The sequence below is a fragment of the Algoriphagus confluentis genome, assembly GCF_036245625.1.
GTDB lineage: Bacteria > Bacteroidota > Bacteroidia > Cytophagales > Cyclobacteriaceae > Algoriphagus > Algoriphagus confluentis.
The window spans coordinates 1-386 of record NZ_BTPD01000046.1 but is presented as its reverse complement, the minus strand read 5'-3'; the positions used below and the strand labels follow the sequence as shown (position 1 = coordinate 386).

2 rRNA genes are annotated in these 386 nt (G+C 52.6%); both read right to left on the bottom strand.

Features of this window, described 5'->3' with window-relative positions:
• Nucleotides 1-105 (bottom strand): 23S ribosomal RNA (locus AAA943_RS21830); the annotation flags it as partial.
• Between the two features lie 129 nt (nucleotides 106-234).
• A 16S ribosomal RNA gene (locus tag AAA943_RS21825) occupies nucleotides 235-386 on the bottom strand; the annotation flags it as partial.

Below are 386 nucleotides of genomic sequence, written 5' to 3'. Positions count from 1 at the left end.
GGATCAACTCGCATTGGCCAATCCCCGCAGCTTATCGCAGCTTATCACGTCCTTCATCGCCTCTGAGAGCCTAGGCATCCCCCGTGCGCCCTTATTCACTTACTTCTACTTCTTTCATCCTTCAATGGATGATTCTGTTACAGTTTCTACTTCAATATGTCAATGAACTTATGACCCGCTTCCGGGTCAGTGTCAAAGTGTGTAAGGCGGCTGATGGCAGTCTTCTGTTTCCAGAAAGGAGGTGTTCCAGCCGCACCTTCCGGTACGGCTACCTTGTTACGACTTAGCCCCAGTTACCGGTTCTACCCTAAACGGCTCCTCACGGTTACCGCCTTCAGGTCTACCCGACTTCCATGGCTTGACGGGCGGTGTGTACAAGGTCCGGG